The sequence below is a fragment of the Streptomyces sp. NPDC051136 genome, from assembly GCF_044455745.1.
Classification (GTDB): Bacteria; Actinomycetota; Actinomycetes; order Streptomycetales; family Streptomycetaceae; genus Streptomyces.
The window spans coordinates 1-17,527 of record NZ_JBITFE010000009.1; the positions used below are offsets into that span (position 1 = coordinate 1).

The 17,527-nt window shown below is 71.7% G+C and carries 17 protein-coding genes and 1 rRNA gene; 15 read left to right on the forward strand and 3 right to left on the reverse strand.

The genetic code is table 11. The features are described from left to right. The 10 genes from rrf to ACIBCJ_RS25000 form a co-directional block, all read left to right on the forward strand. A 5S ribosomal RNA gene (gene rrf, locus ACIBCJ_RS24955) occupies positions 1–91 on the forward strand; the annotation flags it as partial. Positions 92–153: 62 nt separating this feature from the next. Beyond that, a complete protein-coding gene (locus tag ACIBCJ_RS24960; RefSeq protein WP_362103292.1) occupies positions 154–801 on the forward strand; it encodes an HAD family hydrolase in 648 nt (215 codons plus the stop codon). Positions 802–877: 76 nt separating this feature from the next. Further along, on the forward strand, positions 878–1,603 hold the full coding sequence (locus tag ACIBCJ_RS24965; RefSeq protein ID WP_365980310.1) for a VC0807 family protein: 726 nt from the start codon (positions 878–880) through the stop codon (positions 1,601–1,603). Positions 1,604–1,626: 23 nt separating this feature from the next. Then, positions 1,627–2,886 carry an MFS transporter gene (locus tag ACIBCJ_RS24970; RefSeq protein ID WP_365980311.1) on the forward strand — a complete coding sequence of 420 codons (1,260 nt, stop codon included), beginning with the start codon at positions 1,627–1,629 and terminating at the stop codon, positions 2,884–2,886. Then, positions 2,837–4,009 carry an acetoin utilization protein AcuC gene (locus ACIBCJ_RS24975; RefSeq protein WP_365980312.1) on the forward strand — a complete coding sequence of 391 codons (1,173 nt, stop codon included), beginning with the start codon at positions 2,837–2,839 and terminating at the stop codon, positions 4,007–4,009. The genes ACIBCJ_RS24970 and ACIBCJ_RS24975 overlap by 50 nt, the downstream gene beginning before the upstream one ends. 245 nt (positions 4,010–4,254) lie before the next feature. Then, on the forward strand, positions 4,255–5,070 hold the full coding sequence (locus tag ACIBCJ_RS24980; protein ID WP_365980313.1) for a phosphatase: 816 nt from the start codon (positions 4,255–4,257) through the stop codon (positions 5,068–5,070). Between the two features lie 129 nt (positions 5,071–5,199). Beyond that, positions 5,200–5,412 carry a helix-turn-helix domain-containing protein gene (locus tag ACIBCJ_RS24985; protein ID WP_166661820.1) on the forward strand — a complete coding sequence of 71 codons (213 nt, stop codon included), beginning with the start codon at positions 5,200–5,202 and terminating at the stop codon, positions 5,410–5,412. A gap of 109 nt (positions 5,413–5,521) precedes the next feature. Further along, complete coding sequence (locus ACIBCJ_RS24990; protein ID WP_003948845.1) at positions 5,522–5,620, forward strand: 30S ribosomal protein bS22; 99 nt, start codon at positions 5,522–5,524, stop codon at positions 5,618–5,620. 189 nt (positions 5,621–5,809) lie between these two features. Continuing rightward, positions 5,810–6,871 (forward strand): NAD-dependent epimerase/dehydratase family protein, encoded by a 1,062-nt coding sequence (locus ACIBCJ_RS24995; RefSeq protein ID WP_362103287.1) that lies wholly within the window; start codon positions 5,810–5,812, stop codon positions 6,869–6,871. A gap of 14 nt (positions 6,872–6,885) precedes the next feature. Beyond that, on the forward strand, positions 6,886–7,920 hold the full coding sequence (locus ACIBCJ_RS25000) for a lysophospholipid acyltransferase family protein (RefSeq protein WP_365980314.1): 1,035 nt from the start codon (positions 6,886–6,888) through the stop codon (positions 7,918–7,920). Between the two features lie 79 nt (positions 7,921–7,999). On the opposite strand, the gene ACIBCJ_RS25005 is transcribed toward ACIBCJ_RS25000, so the two are convergent. The 3 genes from ACIBCJ_RS25005 to ACIBCJ_RS25015 all read right to left on the reverse strand — a co-directional run bounded on the left by ACIBCJ_RS25005 (position 8,000) and on the right by ACIBCJ_RS25015 (position 11,530). Beyond that, positions 8,000–9,250: a DUF5667 domain-containing protein gene (locus ACIBCJ_RS25005; RefSeq protein ID WP_362103285.1), complete on the reverse strand. Its 1,251-nt coding sequence runs from the start codon at positions 9,248–9,250 to the stop codon at positions 8,000–8,002. A 234-nt stretch (positions 9,251–9,484) separates the two neighbouring features. Then, the gene (locus ACIBCJ_RS25010; RefSeq protein ID WP_059299812.1) at positions 9,485–10,279 is read right to left on the reverse strand and encodes an ECF subfamily RNA polymerase sigma factor, BldN family; all 795 of its coding nucleotides are present in this window, start codon (positions 10,277–10,279) and stop codon (positions 9,485–9,487) included. A 312-nt stretch (positions 10,280–10,591) separates the two neighbouring features. Then, entirely contained in the window at positions 10,592–11,530 is a 939-nt protein-coding gene (locus ACIBCJ_RS25015) for an HAD-IB family hydrolase (RefSeq protein WP_362103284.1), read from the reverse strand. A 129-nt stretch (positions 11,531–11,659) separates the two neighbouring features. On the opposite strand from ACIBCJ_RS25015, the gene ACIBCJ_RS25020 reads away from it, so the two are divergent. The 5 genes from ACIBCJ_RS25020 to ACIBCJ_RS25040 all read left to right on the forward strand — a co-directional run bounded on the left by ACIBCJ_RS25020 (position 11,660) and on the right by ACIBCJ_RS25040 (position 17,393). Continuing rightward, positions 11,660–11,962: a glutaredoxin family protein gene (locus tag ACIBCJ_RS25020; RefSeq protein WP_166661823.1), complete on the forward strand. Its 303-nt coding sequence runs from the start codon at positions 11,660–11,662 to the stop codon at positions 11,960–11,962. 274 nt (positions 11,963–12,236) lie between these two features. Next, positions 12,237–13,007, forward strand: a complete 771-nt coding sequence (locus ACIBCJ_RS25025; protein ID WP_133887495.1) for a redox-sensing transcriptional repressor Rex — start codon at positions 12,237–12,239, stop codon at positions 13,005–13,007. Then, entirely contained in the window at positions 13,004–14,731 is a 1,728-nt protein-coding gene (locus ACIBCJ_RS25030; RefSeq protein WP_365980316.1) for a glutamyl-tRNA reductase, read from the forward strand. The genes ACIBCJ_RS25025 and ACIBCJ_RS25030 overlap by 4 nt, the downstream gene beginning before the upstream one ends. Beyond that, complete coding sequence (hemC, locus tag ACIBCJ_RS25035; RefSeq protein ID WP_362103282.1) at positions 14,728–15,699, forward strand: hydroxymethylbilane synthase; 972 nt, start codon at positions 14,728–14,730, stop codon at positions 15,697–15,699. Before ACIBCJ_RS25030 ends, hemC begins: the two co-directional genes overlap by 4 nt. Then, positions 15,696–17,393 carry a bifunctional uroporphyrinogen-III C-methyltransferase/uroporphyrinogen-III synthase gene (locus ACIBCJ_RS25040; RefSeq protein ID WP_362103281.1) on the forward strand — a complete coding sequence of 566 codons (1,698 nt, stop codon included), beginning with the start codon at positions 15,696–15,698 and terminating at the stop codon, positions 17,391–17,393. The genes hemC and ACIBCJ_RS25040 overlap by 4 nt, the downstream gene beginning before the upstream one ends. Positions 17,394–17,527 lie beyond the last annotated feature (134 nt).

Sequence of the window (17,527 nt, forward strand, 5' to 3'; positions counted from 1 at the left end):
GCCCGGTTACATTTCGAACCCGGAAGCTAAGCCTTACAGCGCCGATGGTACTGCAGGGGGGACCCTGTGGGAGAGTAGGACGCCGCCGAACAATCATTGGAGAAAACCCCGCACCGGGAACGGTGCGGGGTTTTCTGCGTTTAGGGTCTTTGTATGCGCTACGACCTGGTTGTATTCGACAACGACGGTGTTCTCGTCGACAGTGAGCCGATTTCCAATCGGCTGCTCGCCGGCTACCTGACCGAGCTGGGGCACCCGACCTCGTACGAGGAGTCCCTCAGGGACTACATGGGTGGCGCGATGCACCGCGTGCACGACCTCGTCCTGGAGCGGACGGGGCGGCGGTTGCCGGACGACTTCGACGACGTCTTCCACGAGCGGGTGTTCGCCGCCTTCGAGCGTGAGCTGGAGCCCGTGCACGGAGTCGTCGACGTGCTGGAGAAGCTGGACGCGGACGGGGTGGCGTACTGCGTGGCCTCCTCCGGGAGCCATGAACGGATCCGGGTGGGGCATCGCAAGGCGGGGCTCACCCGGTGGTTCGACGACGAGCGGATCTTCAGTTCCCAGGACGTGGGGCGGGGCAAGCCGGCGCCGGATCTGTTCCTGCACGCTGCCGACCGGATGGGTGTGGCGCCGGAGCGGTGCGTCGTGATCGAGGACAGTGCCCTGGGCGTACAGGCCGCCGTCGCCGCCGAAATGGACGTGTTCGGGTTCACCGCGATGACACCGGCCGCGAAACTCTCGGGAGCCACCCGGCTCTTCGCGGACATGGGGGAGCTGGCCGACCTGCTGCGCGACTGACGCCTGACATTTGTCATGCGCGGTACCGGACGGTTGTTTCTACTGCGGGACCCCGTGCGGACGCGAAGCTGTGTGCATGACCAAGCCTCGTAAGTCTCGTACCTTCGTGTCGCTGCTCCTGGACGTGGGAGTGCCCGTCGGGTCGTACTACGTGCTCAAGAGCGTGTTCGGGATGAGTGCGGTCGCGGCGCTGGGCTGGAGCAGCGTGGGGCCCGTGCTGCGGACCGGGTGGGGGGTGTTCAGGCAGCGGGAGGTCAACGTGCTTCCGCTGCTGATCCTGCTGGCCAACCTGGTGGGGCTGCTCCTCAGCTTCGGCACCGGGGACGCTCGGCTGATGCTGGTCAAGGACAGCGCGGTCGGCAGCCTGGTCGGGTTCGCGATGGTGGGGTCGGTGGTGCTGGGGCGTCCGATGATGACGGCGACGCTCAAGCCGTGGCTGGTGAAGGGGGACGAGGGGCGGGAGGCGGCGTGGGCGAGGCTGCGGCGGCAGTCGCCCGGGTTCCGGCGGGCGGAGCTGCGCTTCACCGCGGTGTGGGGGATCGCCTTCGTCGGCGAGTGCGCGCTGCGGGTGGTGGGGGTCTACACGTTCCCGGTCGACACGATGGTCTGGCTCGGGACCGTGGTCATGATCGTCACGATGGTCCTCGCGTTCGTGGTCAGTGGTGCGCTGGGCGCGGGGCCCATGGCCCACATGATCGAAGCGGCGGTGGCCTCGGCCCGCGCCTCCGCGAGCGACCTTGCCAAAGCACCGACCGGGGAAGCTGAGAAGAATTCACCTTTGGCTGGATCTACCCACGGGTAAGCCGGGGCCCTACGCTCGCCGCCATGACTGATGTGCTGCGGCGCGGTAGGGCCTCGCTCGCGTTCGGTTTCTTCGCCCAGGGGGTCGCCTTCGCGCTGCTGGTGACGCGCATCCCCGCCATCCAGGACCGTTACGGCGTCTCCGACGCGCTGCTGCCCGTCTTCCTCGCCGCCGTGCCGATCCTGGCCGGCGTCGGGAGCGTGGTGAGCGAGCGTCTGGTCCGCAGGGTGCGGCCGAGCCGTCTGCTGCGCTGGTCCCAGCCGGTGGTGCTGCTGGCGCTGCTGGGTGTCGGGGCGGGGGACCGGGTGGCGGAGCTGGCCGTGGCACTGGCCGTCTTCGGGCTGGCCGTGGGGGCGTTGGACGCCTCGATGAACATGCTCGGGGTGAGCCTGCAACGGGCGTACGGGCGCAGCATCATGCTCGGGTTCCACGCGACGTACAGCCTCGGCGGGATCCTGGGGGCCTCGCTGGCCTGGGCCGGGGCGCACTGGGACCTGGCGCTGTGGGTGTCGTACCTGCCGGTGGTGGTCGTGCTGTTGCCGGCCGCGCTGGTGGGGAGCCGGTGGTACGTCGACCGGGACGGCGGGGGCGGCGGGGGCGCGGTGGAGGACGCGGGCAGGGACGCGGCCGGTGCCGGCGGCGGTGCCGGTGTGGGGTTCAAGGTGCTGTTGCCGCTGTGTCTGGTGATGACGTTCGCGTACATCGGGGACTCGACCGTCTCCAACTGGAGCGCGAAGTACCTCCAGGACGTGCTGGGGAGTTCGGAGCAGCTGGCCACCGTGCCGTACAACGTCTACATGGTGACCACGCTGGTGGGGCGGGCCGTCGGGGACTTCGGGGTGCGGCGGTTCGGGGCCGTGGCGGTGGTGCGCGGCGGAGCGGTGGTCGCGGCGGGCGGGTTCGCCGTGGTGGCGTCGGCGCCGGGGGCCTGGACGGGGATGCTCGGGTTCACGCTGCTGGGGTTCGGGCTGTGCGTGCTGGTGCCGCAGACGTTCGCGGCGGCGGGGCGGCTGGCGGCGGAGCGGGACGGTCGTCCGGGGGCCTCCGACGCGGCCGTGGCCCGGCTCAACGTGTTCAACTACGTGGGCTTTCTGATCGGTTCGCCGTTGGTGGGTGCGCTCGGCGACGTCTGGAGCTATCGGGGGGCGATGCTCGTGCCGATGGTGTTGGTGCTGGTGACGGTCGTGTACGCCAGGTCGTTCGGGGATCGGCCGGACCGATACGGTGTCGGGCATGAGCGGCCGCGCACAGCTGATGTGGGACGAGGCAGTAACGGGCTATGACTTCGGTCCTGAGCATCCGATGGACCCGGTCCGGCTCGCCCTGACGCGCAGCCTGGTCGGCGCCCTCGGGCTCGACCGGGAGGCGGAGGTCGTCGCGGCGCGGCCGGCCGGGGAGTCGACGCTGCGGCTCGTGCACCGGCAGGACTACATCGACGCGGTGAAGGCGGTGTCGGCCGACCCCGGTGCGGCCGACGGGTCGTACGGGCTCGGAACGGCCGACGACCCGGCCTTCGCGAGGATGCACGAGGTGTCCGCGCTGATCGCCGGGCAGTCGGTCGGGGCGGCGGAGGCGGTGTGGCGCGGGGACGCGCTGCACGCGGTGAACTTCGCGGGCGGGCTGCACCACGCGATGCCGGGCGCGGCGTCCGGGTTCTGCGTGTACAACGACGCGGCCCTGGCGATCGCGCGGCTGCTGGAGCTGGGCGCTGAGCGGGTCGCGTACGTGGATGTGGACGTGCACCACGGGGACGGGGTGCAGGCGGCGTTCTGGGAGGACCCGCGGGTGCTGACGGTGTCGCTGCATGAGCATCCGGCCACCCTGTTCCCGCAGACCGGGTGGCCGGAGGAGACGGGCTCCGACAGCGCGGAGGGTTCGGCGGTGAACGTCGCGCTGCCGGCGGGGACCGGGGACGCGGGGTGGCTGCGGGCGTTCCACGCGGTGGTGCCGGAGGTGCTCGCGGACTTCCGGCCGCAGGTGCTGGTGACGCAGCACGGCGCCGACACGCACTTCGAGGATCCGCTGGCGCATCTGGCGGTGTCGCTGGACGCGCAGCGGGCGGTGCAGGTGGCGTGTCACGAACTGGCGCACGAGTACGCCGGGGGGCGGTGGGTCGCGCTCGGGGGCGGCGGATACGCCGTGGTGGACGTGGTGCCGCGGTCGTGGGCGCATCTGGTGGGAATCGCGGCGGGACGGCCGGTGGAGCCGGAGACGGTGATCCCGGAGGGGTGGCGGCAGGAGGTGTACGCGCGGACGCGGCAGCTGGGACCGATGCGGATGACCGACGGGCGGTGGCCGGTGTCCTGGGCCTCGTGGGAGGCGGGGTACGACCCTGCGGATCGGGTGGATCAGGCGGTGCGGGCGGCTCGGCGGGCGGTGTTTCCGTTGCGGGGGTTGTTGCCGTGACGGCGGGTCCCCCAGTGCGTGAACGGCCTGGGAGGTACCCCCAGCGCCCACCCGTGCCGCCCCCAGCGGCACGACTGCCCGCAGCGGCGGTGGGCGGCATGTGGAGGCTGCCCGCAGTGGCAGAGCGGCAGAGCGGTTGGGCGGCAGAGCGGTTGGGTGGTTACGCGGATTCGCGGTTACGCCGACTGTGCGTAGGTTTCTTTGTTTCTCTCCGTTCCGGTGCGGGACCCGGCAGCATCGGTCGGGTGCTGACCCGTGGAGCTCTTCGGGCTCATCTTCTCGATGTCCGGCTGGCCGGCGTGGTGGCGACCTCCCGGGAGGCGAGCCTTCGGAGTTACCGTCTGTTCGCCGCGCGGGACCCCCGGGTGCTCCTCGGGATCGATCCGGACGGCGAGTGGGGGCAGCGGGAGCTGCTGGGACTGATGGCGCGGAGGTGCGGTGTTTCGGCCGATCCTCGCGACACCTCCGGCCAGGACGTGATCGACCCCGACCGGACCCTCGCGGCACTGGACGCCTTCGCGGGCCGGCTCGCGGCGGTGGCCGGGCGGCGTGCTCCGGTGCTGCTCGGCACCGGGCACCCGCATCGACTGCTCGGTTTCTACGTCGCCTTGGCCGAGGCGCTGTCGGCGGCGGGATGTGCTGTTCTCACCCCGGCGCAGGGTCGCTCTGTCGACATAACGACCCGGTTCGGCCTACGCACGTACCGTCTCGACTACGTCCGCGGAGTCGCGCTGGTGCGGGAGGCCGGGGCCGGGCGCGCCGGTGGTGAGCCGGGCGCACACGCACATTCTCCGTTGCCGGTTCGTACGGCGCTGGCTGCCGCGGCCGAGGGGGGCGGACCGCTGCCCGAGATGGTGATCGGGGACCACGGGTGGGTCTGCGGGGCAGGTCAGCTGGGGTTCGAGGCCATCGGTCCGGCCGATACGGACGATCCGGCGCTGTTCGTGGGGGAGGCCGAGGGGCTCGTGTCCGTCGTCGTTCCGGTTGATGACGCAGTGCGGTCCGCGTACTACAGACCGCTCACCCGCTACGTACTCAATCGGGCGTGTCTGTCACGGTAGGGAAGTGATGGGTGCACCTCTTCCCCACTCGCATCACCCGCCCCTACATTGGGGAGTGAGCACGCAACGACGAAGAGTCACCGGAAGGGGAAGCCGGTGGCCGTCGAGTGCGGAAGGTTCAGGTGTGTCATGGCTGCAGCTGACGAAAGGCCTCTGAACGAGGTTCAGTTCCTTACCGTGGCGGAGGTCGCCTCGGTGATGCGCGTGTCCAAGATGACCGTGTACCGGCTGGTGCACAGCGGTCATCTGCCCGCGATCCGGGTGGGACGGTCGTTCCGCGTCCCGGAGCAAGCGGTTCACGAGTACCTCCGCGAGAGCTACGTGGGGGTGGAAACGGCCTGACGGACCTCGATTACGACCTCAGCGCTCGGACCGGTAGGCTGGCCCCTCGTAGGTCGTGTGGGCCCATGGCGCTCACCAACCGAGTGATGAGAAGTGAGCGAGGGTAGTCGTGGGCTCTGTTATCAAGAAGCGGCGCAAGCGGATGGCCAAGAAGAAGCACCGCAAGCTGCTGAAGCGCACGCGCGTTCAGCGTCGCAACAAGAAGTAAGCGACGCTGCGCCGTCAGCGTGGTCTGTGGCCCCCCACCGCATCCGGTGGGGGGCCACAGTCGTACGCCTGTCATTTTTCGTCACGTGCCGCGTCCGGCGGTCATCACGGTGCAACACCCACCGGCTAAGTTGGCCCGCAGACGGGGAACGCGGCAGGCTGTGGAGCAGGCGGAAGGAAGGCGCTGATCTTGGGCAAGGTCGTGCTCGTGACCGGGGTGGCCCGGCAGCTGGGCGGCCGGTTCGTCCGGCGGATCCAGCGTGACCCCGACGTGGAGCGGGTCGTCGGTGTGGACGCCGTCGCGCCGGAGCACCATCTGGGCGGCGCCGACTTCGTCCAGGCGGACATCCGGCAGTCGGCCATCGGGCGGGTGCTCGCCGAGACGCGGGCGGACACGGTCGTGCACCTGGACGTGACGGGGACGCCGCTGGGCAGCGGCAGCCGCACGTCGGTGAAGGAGACCAACGTCATCGGCACGATGCAGCTGCTCGGCGCCTGCCAGAAGTCGCCGACGGTGCAGCGGCTGGTGGTGAAGTCCAGCACGAACGTCTACGGGTCCGCGCCGCGCGACCCGGCCGTCTGCACCGAGACGACCACGCCCAAGTCCCTGCCCAGCGGCGGCTTCGCCAAGGACGCGGTCGAGGTCGAGGGATACGTGCGGGGCTTCGCGCGCCGCCGCCCCGACGTGTCGGTGACCGTGCTGCGGTTCGCCAACATCCTCGGGCCGGCCGCGGAGACGCCGCTCGCCTCGTACTTCGGACTGCCGGTGCTGCCGACGGTGTTCGGCTACGACCCGCGGTTGCAGTTCGTGCACGAGGACGACGTGATCGAGGTGCTGCGGGTCTGCTCGCACGAGCCCCGGCGGTCCACGCTGAACAGCGGAACCTTCAACATCGCCGGGGACGGTGTGCTGCTGCTCTCCCAGTGCTCGCGGCGCCTGGGCCGCCCCACGGTGCCGTTGCTGCTGCCGGCGGTCACCTGGGCGGGTTCGCTCGTGCGTACGCTGGGGATGACGGACTTCTCCCCCGAGCAGATCCGGCTGCTCACCCACGGCCGGGTGGTGGACACCACGCAGATGCGCGAGACGCTGGGGTTCGAGCCCAGGCACTCGACGGCCGAGGCGTTCGCGGACTTCGCACGCGGCCGTGGAGCCGGGCTGCTGCCGCCCGAGGCCCTCGCGGGGGCCGTCGACCGGATCGCGGAGCTGTCCCTGCCCGGCAGCGGTCACCTCCCGACGCAGAGCGCCAACTGAGGAGCGCATCAACGATGGCGGACGCCAAGGTCATTCCGTTCGACGACGACCGGTCGCGGGGGAGCCGGCGCAAGAGCAAGGCGGAGCCGTCGCCGGCCGGCGAGGTGCAGCCGCTGCCCCGGCGGGGAGCCGCCCCGCAGGAACCCGGCCCGCCGCCGCAGGAGCCGCCCGGGCCGCGGCAGGCCGCGGGCGGTGACGGCGACGGGGACGGCGGCCTGGAGCGGCGTGTCGCGAGCGGTCTGTCCTTCCTGCGCCGCCGGCTCACCGGGGACTACGAGGTCGACGACTTCGGCTACGACGCCGAGCTGACCGACCAGGTGCTGATGTCCCTGCTGCGGCCGGTGTACGAGAAGTACTTCCGGGTCGACGTGAAGGGCGTGGAGAACATCCCGGCCCGCGGCGGCGCGCTGATCGTCGCCAACCACTCGGGGACGCTGCCGCTGGACGGGCTGATGATGCAGGTCGCCGTGCACGACCACCATCCGGCCGACCGGCACCTGCGGCTGCTGGCGGCGGACCTGGTGTTCATGCTGCCGGTGGTCAACGAACTGGCGCGCAAGCTCGGGCACACCCTGGCCTGCGCGGAGGACGCCGAACGGCTGCTCCGCCAGGGCGAGCTGGTCGGCGTGATGCCGGAGGGCTTCAAGGGCATCGGGAAGCCGTTCGGGGAGCGCTACAAGCTCCAGCGCTTCGGGCGGGGCGGCTTCGTGTCCACGGCCCTGCGGCAGGGAGCGCCGATCATCCCGTGCTCGATCGTCGGGGCGGAGGAGATCTACCCGATGATCGGCAACTCCAAGACCCTGGCGCGGCTGCTGGGCTTCCCGTACTTCCCGCTCACGCCGACCTTTCCGTGGCTGGGGCCGCTGGGCGCGGTGCCGCTCCCGACGAAGTGGACGATCCAGTTCGGTGAGCCGATCCCGACGGACGGCTACGCGCCGGAGGCGGCCGAGGACCCGGTGCTGATGTTCAACCTGACCGACCAGGTGAGAGAGCAGATTCAGCACACGCTCTACAAACTGCTGGTGCAGCGGCGGTCGGTGTTCTTCTGACGCCCTGTGACGGCGGCACGGCGGTGGGGCGTCCCTGGACTCCAAGGGCACCCCACCGCCGTACGCGCACCGCGTCGGCTCAGTCCGCGTCCTCCGCCTCGATGCCCAGGCCGGGCAGCAGGCCCGGGAGGAGGGGCGGGAGGGTGACGTCCGGCTTCGCGGGCGGGGTGATGCCGCCGACGGGCGGGGAGGCGGTGCGGCTGTCGTCCTCCGGCGGGTCGAGCAGACCACCGGTGTCGCCGCCGAGCAGACCGTCGCTCTCGTCGCCGGAGTCGGCGGACTCGCTGGGCCGGTGCGACTGGGAGCGTCCGCGCTCGGACGTGCCGTCGTCACCGGTGCGCGGGGGCGAGGAGTGACCGGAGCCGGGCGCGTCGGTGGTCGTCGAGCCGGACCCGCTCGGCCGGCCGCCGTCCCCGCCCTCGTCGTCCTGGGCCGGTGACCGCGGCAGCATGGACTCCAGCGGGGCCACATCGTCGTCTATGGCGTCGAACACCGACGACACCTGCTCACTGACGTCCCCGAGCTGCACGGGCAGCCGCTCGCGCAGCTCCCCCCAGGTCTCCCGGTGGGACTGGGAGAACGCGGAGAGGGCCTGCATGGGGGCGAGCGATCCGGGGTCGTGGGCGTACGCCGCGCTGAGCAGGCGGTGGCCCTCGGAGGCGTCGTGCCGCATGCCGGACAGGGCGCGCCGGATCTCGCCGAGGGACTCGTGGTCGAGGGGGCCGCTGCGACCGCGCTCCATCAGCCGGCGTGCCTCGTTGAGCCGGGTCGAGGCGAGGTCCAGGTAGGCCCGGCCCCGCTCGTCGTTGCCGTCGGCGAGGCCGAGGCGGAAGTCCTCTATGCCGCGCTTGAGGCCGTAGAGCGAGTCACCTGGCAGGGCGTCCGAGCTGGCGGCGGCGACTCCGCCGAAGGCACCGGCGGCCACGCTCACGCTCAGTCCGCCCGCGGTGAGGCCCTTGGCCAGCCGGGAGCGGGGCCGGAACCTGCTCAGCGGGGCCGCTCGATGGGTGCCGCGCGCGCGGCGCTGCTCCGGTACCGACGTGTCCGCCGCCGCCCCGCCGCTCGCGGTGCCCTCCTGCAACATGGCCTCGAAGGCGGCCACGAGCTGGGCCCGCTGGACGACCTTGACCTCGGGGTCCAGCTCGGGCCGGGGCAGCGTCTCCAGACCATGGGCGAGGGTCACCAGGTGACCCTGCTCGGTCGGTTCCGCGGTGGCCCCGGCGGGTGCCGGTCCTCCGGACTGCTCGGCCGCCGCCCCGAGGTCGGACTGCTCCTCCAGGGCCTGGGCGAAGGCGTTCGCCCGCCGGTGTGCCGATACGTTCGCGATCACTGGCGGCACCTCCTCTCGTCATCACGGTCGACTCCCCAGGGGGTCCTGAGGGTTGCACGCCCTGATCGAAACCCCCCGATCGGGTGATCGGAGTCGGCCAGGAGGTGACCACAGGGAGCCTGCATCCCGCACAACGAGCGGCGTGGCACTTGGGTTACGGACGGCGGATGATCGGACCGCGGACTCAACAGACTCTCACCGATGGTGATTTGGGAATTGCGAAGGGTGAACGCCTCAGCGGGCGTCGTCCGGGAGCAGCCGGGCGAGGGTGCGCACGGCCCGGTACTGGAGCGTCTTGATGGCGCCCTCGTTCTTGCCCATGACACGGGCGGTCTCGGCGACCGAGAGGCCCTGGAGGAAGCGCAGGGTCACGCACTCCTGCTGCTGCGGGTTGAGCCGCCGTACGGCCTCCAGCAGGGCGGCGTTGGAGAGCGACTCGAGAACGGAGTCCTCCGGGGACCGCTCGACCTCGTTGGCGTCGAGCATCTCGCCGGTGGTGACCTCGAGCCGGAAGCGGCTGGACTTGAAGTGGTCGGCGACCAGGTTGCGGGCGATGGTCACCAGCCAGGCGCCGAAGTCCCGCCCCTGCCAGGTGAAGGTGCCGATGCGCCGCAGGGCCCGCAGAAAGGTCTCGCTGGTGAGGTCCTCGGCGGTGGCCTTGCCGCCCACGCGGTAGTAGATGTAGCGGTACACGGTGTCGCTGTACTGGTCGTAGAGCCGGCCGAAGGCGTCGGCCTCGCCGGCCTGGGCCCGCTCGACCAGCTCCATCATGCGGGCGCTGTCGCTGTCCGCGGCGGGGCGGCGGTGGGTGGTGGCGGCGGCCCCGGACGAGGACGACCGCGCGCGTCTGCCGACGGCGGCGCTTCCTTCGGCCAGTGCATAGCACGGACCGGCGGGCGCGGCGGCCGCGGCGAGGGCGGGGACGGCATACGCGGTGGGGACGAAGCCGCGCAACAGGTCTTGGGCTGATTTGACCGTTGCGCGCAGCGTAGCCAGGCCCGAGGCGTCAACCCCGACGTGTGGGTACACGGGACTCCCAGAGGCAGAGCTTCCATCACGTGCAGTACGGAACCGTTCACCCGTCGTAGCGAAGGTGGGGCACCGGATTGCGTCTGAGGAGAATAACGCTTCGTGCAGGCACTGCTACGCCCAGTTGCTCAAATCATCGATTACGTCGCTTCTGTGCCCGATTGACGGTCGGTCGGCTGCCGCAGAGTGATCAGTAATTGACCGAAACGGTTCGGATTCCGTGTGACTACAGAGCGTGTTGTGGTCGATGTGAGGAAAAGCGGGCCGAGGGGACTGGAGCGGACGTCCCGGGGGTACGTCATCCCGATTGGGTCAACGGCGCCGGCGGTGCAGCGCGATGGCCGCGGCGGTGCCGCCCGCCACCGCGCCGACGCCCGCCGCCGCGGGGATGCCGACCCTGGCCGCCTTGCGGCCGGTGCGGTAGTCGCGCAGCCGCCACTCCAGCTCGCGGGCGTGCTTGCGCAGCTTGGAGTCCGGGTTGATCGCGTAGGGGTGGCCGACCAGCGACAGCATCGGGATGTCGTTGTGCGAGTCGCTGTAGGCGGCGCAGCGGGACAGGTCCAGTGCCTCGGCGGCGGCCAGCGCCCGGACCGCCTCGGCCTTCGCCGGGCCGTGCAGCGGTTCGCCGACCAGCTTGCCCGTGTAGACGCCGCCGATCGACTCGGCCACGGTGCCGAGCGCGCCGGTCAGGCCCAGGCGGCGGGCGATCACCTGGGCGATCTCCACCGGGGCCGCGGTGACCAGCCAGACCTTCTGCCCGGCGTCCAGGTGGGCCTGGGCGAGGGCGCGGGTGCCGGGCCAGATCCGCTCGGCCATGTACTCGTCGTAGATCTCCTCGCCGATCGACCTCAGCTCGGAGACGCGGTGGCCCTTGACGATCGAGAGCGCGGAGTCGCGCGCGTCCTGCATGTGCTCCGGGTCCTCGAACCCGGCCAGCCGGAACCACGCCTGCTGCCAGGCGAAGCGGGCCAGGTCGCGGGTCTCGAAGAACTTCCTCTTGTACAGCCCCCGGCCGAAGTGGAAGATCGCGGCGCCCTGCATGACGGTGTTGTCGAGGTCGAAGAAGGCGGCCGCGCTCTCGTCGCCGTGTACCGGGAACTCGGGTTCCGCGACGCCGGAGTCGGGCGTGGTCTCCAGGGTCCCGGCGGCTTCCGCGGACTTGCGCGCCGCTTCCGCCGAGGCCTCGCCTGCCAACACGCTCCGCGCCGTGGCGGAGCGCCTACGGGGGGTGAGCCATCGAAGAGCGGCCATGTCCGTGAGCATAGCCAGTCTGTTCGGGCGCTTCGGAGCCGAGAGGTTCGCAGACCGTGAACTCCGGGTGGCGGTGCCGTGGAACGGCCTCACTCCCGGCAGCCTGCCGTGCGCGCGAGAATGGCCGGCATGAGTCCCCTCTTCCGCCGCGGGCCCGCGCAGCCCGAGTCCCCTGAGCACTCCGAGAACCATCTCGTCACCCTCATCCGCAAACCCGGCTGTCATCTGTGTGATGACGCACAGCTCGTCGTCGAGAAGGTCTGCGCCGAACTCGGCGTTCCCTGGGAGGGAAAGGACATCACCGAGGACCCCCGGCTCCACGACCAGTACTGGGAGCAGATTCCGGTCGTGCTGGTCGACGGCCGGCAGCACACCTTCTGGCGTGTGAACGAGGAACGGCTGCGCAAGGCACTGACCGATCAGTACAAGTAGTCCGTATGGTCGCTTAGGATCGATGGTGACCAGGTCTCGGGGGCGTTGATCGTGAGGAGCGTGTACGGCTTTGCCCCCGATGAGTGAGGGACGAGGGCGTGTGTGCGCCGGTTCCCGTTCGGTGCGCCGGGGGCGCGTGACCCCGGTCACGTTGGCCGGGCAAATCGGACACCATCTTTGTGCACGCGTTCACAAAGACATAGCCTGCATTCGACGGGGCGGTCATGTAGGGACGTATGACCGCCTACAGCCCCGCTCTACCCGCAGGAGCACCGTGGCAACTGGCCGAACACACCGACCGGCGACCCGCAGCCGAGGAATTCCCGAGGCCACCGTCGCCAGGCTTCCGCTGTACCTCCGCGCGCTGACCGCGCTCTCCGAGCGCTCGGTGCCCACGGTCTCCTCCGAGGAGCTGGCGGCCGCCGCGGGGGTCAACTCCGCGAAGCTGCGCAAGGACTTCTCCTACCTCGGCTCCTACGGAACGCGGGGCGTCGGCTACGACGTCGAGTATCTCGTCTACCAGATCTCCCGCGAGCTGGGGCTGACCCAGGACTGGCCGGTCGTGATCGTCGGTATCGGCAACCTCGGCGCCGCGCTCGCCAACTACGGCGGCTTCGCCTCCCGCGGCTTCCGGGTCGCCGCGCTCATCGACGCCGATCCGGCGATGGCCGGAAAGCCCGTCGCCGGCATCCCGGTGCAGCACACCGACGAGCTGGAGAAGATCATCCAGGACGACGGTGTATCGATCGGTGTGATCGCGACCCCCGCCGGTGCCGCCCAGCAGGTCTGCGACCGCCTCGTGGCCGCCGGTGTCACCTCCATCCTGAACTTCGCGCCGACCGTGCTGAACGTCCCCGAGGGTGTCGACGTGCGCAAGGTCGACCTCTCCATCGAGCTCCAGATCCTCGCCTTCCACGAGCAGCGCAAGGCCGGCGAGGAGGCCGCGGCCGACGCCGGTGCCGTGCCGCCCGTCGCCGCGCGCAAGCGGCAGCCGTCCGCCGACCAGGGACCCGACGGGGACGTACCCGCCGTGATGCCGGCATGAGCCTCCTCGTCGTCGGACTGAGCCACCGCAGCGCCCCCGTCAGCGTGCTGGAGCGGGCCTCGCTGAACGCGGACGCGCAGCTCAAGCTGCTCCAGGACACGGTCGCCGCCGAACCTGCCGCCGAGGCCGCCCTCCTGGCCACCTGCAACCGCATCGAGCTGTACGCCGACGTGGACAAGTTCCACGCCGGTGTCGCCGAGCTGTCCACGCTGCTCGCCCAGCACAGCGGGGTCGGCCTGGAGGAGCTCACCCCTCATCTCTACGTGCACTACGAGGACCGGGCCGTCCACCACCTGTTCTCGGTGGCCTGCGGACTCGACTCGATGGTGGTCGGCGAGGGGCAGATCCTCGGCCAGATAAAGGACTCCCTGGCCCGCGCCCAGGACCTGCACACCGCCGGGCGGCTCCTCAACGACCTCTTCCAGCAGGCGCTGCGGGTCGGCAAGCGCGCCCACTCCGAGACCGGCATCGACCGCGCCGGACAGTCCCTGGTCACCTTCGGCCTGGAGCAGCTGTCCGCCGGAGCCGACGTCCAGCAGTGGGCGCGGGGCAAGAAGGCCCTGGTGATCGGCGCCGGTTCGATGTCCTCGCTGGCCGCCGCGACGCTGGCGCGTGCCGGGGTCGCCGAGATCGTGGTCGCCAACCGCACCTTCGAGCGCGCCGAGCGCCTGGCCCGGATCCTCTCCGAGGGCGACGACACGGACGTGCTGGCCCGCGCGGTACCGATGGACTCGGTGCCGGGCGAGCTGACACGTGCCGACGTGGCCGTCTCCTGCACCGGCGCGACCGGACTCGTGCTCACGGCCGACGCGGTGGTGGCCTCGGTGGAGGGCCGCACCGGCGCGCCCGTCGCCGCGGCCGACGCGCCCGCGGCCGGTGTGCGGGAGGACCGGCAGAACGCCGGAACGCCACTGCCGACCGCGGGTGCCGTCACCGCCGGCGACGAGAACTGCCCCTTGGACCTGTCCTCCGTGCCGTCCGGCTTCTCCGTCATGGGCGAGGCCGCCGTGGCCGGCATGGACGCCGCGACGCTGGAGCAGCACGGGGCGTGGGCCGCGGGCGGCACGGCGGTGGACCGGCCGCGCGAGACGGGCCGGACCGGACCGGAGGCGGACGCCGAACTGATCGGGGCGCTCGCCGCGACGGCGACGCGCACCGGCCGCATCCCCGAGCGCCGCCGCCCGGAGCCGGTCGCCGAGGCGCCGCGTCCCGAGCCCGTGCTCTTCCTGCTCGACCTCGCGATGCCGCGTGACGTCGACGCCGCCGTGCACCGGCTGGCCGGGGTGCGCCTGGTCGACATCGAGTCGCTCGCGGACGCCTCCGCCGACGCCCCGATGGCCGCCGACGTGGACATGGTCCGCCGGATCGTCGCCGACGAGGTCACCGCGTTCGGCGCCGCCCAGCGTGCCGCGCACATCACGCCCACCGTGGTCGCGCTGCGCAGCATGGCCGCCGACGTCGTGGCCGGCGAGATCGCCCGGCTGGAAGGGCGGCTGCCGGGGCTCGACGACAAGCACCGCGCCGAGATCACCCAGACCGTCAGGCGTGTGGTGGACAAGCTGCTGCACGCGCCGACGGTGCGGGTCAAGCAGCTCGCCGCCGAACCCGGCGGCGCCGGGTACGCGGACGCGCTGCGCACCCTGTTCGACCTCGACCAGGAGACGGTGGCCTCCGTCTCCCGCGCCGGGAACAGCACCACTGAGAAGAACCGAGGGCCGGCATGACTGAGAAGGCACTGAGGCTGGGGACCAGGCGCAGCAAGCTCGCCATGGCCCAGTCCGGGCAGGTGGCGGACGCCGTGAGCCAGGTGACCGGTCGGCCCGTTGAGCTGGTCGAGATCACCACGTACGGCGACACGTCGCGCGAGCACCTGGCGCAGATCGGCGGCACGGGCGTGTTCGTCGCCGCGCTGCGCGACGCGCTGCTGCGGGGAGAGGTGGACTTCGCGGTTCACTCGCTCAAGGACCTCCCCACCGCGCAGCACGAGGGCCTGGTCGTGGCCGCGATCCCGGAGCGCGAGGACCCGCGGGACGTGGTCGTCGCCCGGGACGCGCGCAAGCTGACCGACCTGCCGCGCGGTGCGCGCATCGGCACGGGGGCGCCGCGCCGCATGGCGCAGCTCAACGCGTACGCCCGCACCCACGGCATGGAGATCGAGACGGTCCCGATCCGGGGCAACGTCGACACGCGCATCGGATACGTCCGCAGCGGTGAGCTGGACGCGGTCGTGCTGGCCGCCGCCGGGCTCAACCGGGTCGGACGCATCGACGAGGTGACCGACTTCCTGTCGGTCGACACGGTTCTGCCCGCCCCCGGCCAGGGGGCACTGGCGATCGAGTGCAGGGCGGGGCACACCGCCCAAGACGCTGCCCTGATCGCCGCGCTCGCCGAGCTCGACGACCCGTTCACGCGGGCCGCCGTAACGGCCGAGCGGTCACTGCTCGCCGCCCTGGAGGCCGGCTGCAGCGCCCCCGTGGGCGCCTTGGCCGACCTCCTGGCCGACGGGCAGACTGTCAAGGAAATGCGCCTGCGCGGCGTCGTCGGCACGACCGACGGCTCGACGCTGGTGCAGCTGTCCACCACCGGTCCCGTGCCCCGGACGCACGAAGCGGCGCTGGCACTCGGTCGCGAACTCGCCACCGAGATGCTCGCCCAGGGCGCGGCCGGTCTGATGGGGGAGCGAGCACATTGAGCCCCACCGCCTTTCCCGCCGGTCCGGAACACGGGCACGTCACCTTCCTCGGTGCCGGACCCGGAGATCCGGGACTGCTGACTCTGCGCGCCGTGGAGGCGCTGGCCCACGCGGACGTCCTGGTCGCCGAGCACGAGGTGCTCGACGTCGTGCGGACGCATGCGCGGCAGGGCGTGTCGGAAGTGCACACGGATGCCGATCCGTCGGAACCGGGCACAGGCACGCCCCAGCTGACGGTAGTTGACGGTGCGTCAACGGCCGTCGGTGTCCCCGCCGTGCGGGATGCCGCACATCTTGTCATGGAGGCCGCGCGGGGCGGCAGGCGGGTCGTGCGTGCGGTGACCGGTGACCCCGGGCTCGACACGTACGCCGCCGAGGAGATGCTGGCGTGCGCCGCGGCCGGGGTGCCCTTCGAGGTCGTCCCCGGCGTCGCGAACGCCGTCGGCGTACCCGCGTACGCCGGTGTGCCGCTGCGCGACGCGGAAGGCACCGACGTGCGGTTCGTGGACGCCCGCACGGCGTCGGACCGCTGCTGGACCGAGGTGGGCGCCTCCGACGGGACGGTGGTCGTGTCGACGACGCTGGACTCGGTGGCGGCGGCCGCGGGTGAGCTGGTGTCGGCGGGACGCAAGCCGGACACCCCGCTGACGGTGACGATCGCCGGTACGACGACGCGGCAGCGGACCTGGACGGCGACGCTCGGCACGGTCGCGCAGACCCTGAAGCAGGCGAAGGTGCTGCCCTCCCCGGACGGCGGCCGCCCGGTGATAGCCGTGGTCGGCGAGCGCAGCGCCCCCGCCCGGCGCGACCAGCTGTCGTGGTTCGAGTCCAAGCCGCTGTTCGGCTGGAAGGTCCTCGTCCCGCGCACGAAGGAACAGGCGGCGTCGCTCTCCGACCAGCTCAGGTCCTACGGCGCGGTGCCGCACGAGGTCCCGACCATCGCGGTGGAGCCGCCCCGCACCCCGCAGCAGATGGAGCGCGCGGTCAAGGGCCTGGTGACGGGCCGCTACGAGTGGATCGCGTTCACGTCGGTCAACGCGGTGAAGGCGGTCCGGGAGAAGTTCGAGGAGTACGGTCTCGACGCCCGTGCCTTCGCCGGCATCAAGGTCGCGGCGGTGGGCGAGCAGACGGCGAACGCGCTGATCGCCTTCGGCGTGAAGCCGGACCTGGTGCCGAGCGGCGAGCAGTCGGCCGCCGGGCTCCTGGAGGACTGGCCGCCGTACGACCCGGTCTTCGACCCGATCGACCGTGTCTTCCTGCCCCGTGCCGACATCGCCACGGAGACCCTGGTCGCCGGTCTGATCGAACTGGGCTGGGAGGTCGACGACGTCACCGCCTACCGCACGGTGCGCGCCTCGCCGCCGCCGGCCACGACCCGGGAGGCGATCAAGGGCGGCGGCTTCGACGCGGTGCTCTTCACGTCGTCGTCCACGGTCCGCAACCTGGTCGGCATCGCGGGCAAGCCGCACAACGTCACGGTGATCGCGTGCATCGGTCCGGCCACGGCCAAGACGGCCGAGGAACACGGGCTGCGCGTCGACGTGATGGCTCCCGAGCCGTCCGTCCTCAAGCTGGCGGAGGCCCTGGCCGACTTCGGCCTGCGCCGCCGCGCGGCGGCCCTGGAGGCCGGGGACCCGGTGACCCGGCCCAGCGAACGGCGGCCGGGGTCGCGGAGACGGCGGTCCTCGACCTGAGGTGGAACGGGGCGCTCCGGCAACGGGGCGCCCCGTCGCCGTACGGCCCCTGGCGCCGGGTGAGGGGCGGGGCGACGCGGGCGGGCCCGGGCCGGTGGGAAAACGCCTCGACACGGGCGGGCCTTAGCCGATGG